1 protein-coding gene is annotated in these 359 nt (G+C 30.1%); it reads right to left on the reverse strand.

The window, feature by feature from the left end; all coding sequences use genetic code 11:
* Positions 1-4 precede the first annotated feature (4 nt).
* Positions 5-340: a DUF3784 domain-containing protein gene (locus G5B11_RS18865; RefSeq protein WP_021982867.1), complete on the reverse strand. Its 336-nt coding sequence runs from the start codon at positions 338-340 to the stop codon at positions 5-7.
* Positions 341-359: the final 19 nt, after the last annotated feature.

The raw sequence follows: 359 nt of genomic DNA on the forward strand, positions 1-359 counted from the left end.
GAATTTACTTTAATAAATATTTTTCAAACGCTTTATGATTATCAAAGTGGACTTCTCTAAAAAACAGAACTAACCAAATAATATAGGTTGGTATAGCTATATATGGGGTTAAAAAGCAGGATAATAATGCTCCTGCCAACATTATAATAGCCCACATAAAGCACTGATTTCTTATATCACGAGAGATATGAGCTTTATCATACAATGCCTGTTCTTCTTTAGAAAATGAATTAAATCCTGAAACAAATTTTGCTGCTTTTTCCTTAAAAATCGCAAATAACACACCTATAATCAGAAATGGTATTACCAAAATTATACACGACCAAAATCCTATATTCATAATACATACCTCCGCTTCA

It is taken from the genome of Blautia glucerasea (assembly GCF_013304385.1).
GTDB classification, from domain to species: Bacteria; Bacillota; Clostridia; order Lachnospirales; family Lachnospiraceae; genus Blautia_A; species Blautia_A ammoniilytica.

Excerpts from the sequence above, each read along its gene's own strand:
- G5B11_RS18865 (WP_021982867.1), bottom strand. The coding sequence starts at position 340 with ATGAATATAGGATTTTGGTCGTGTATAATTTTGGTAATACCATTTCTG.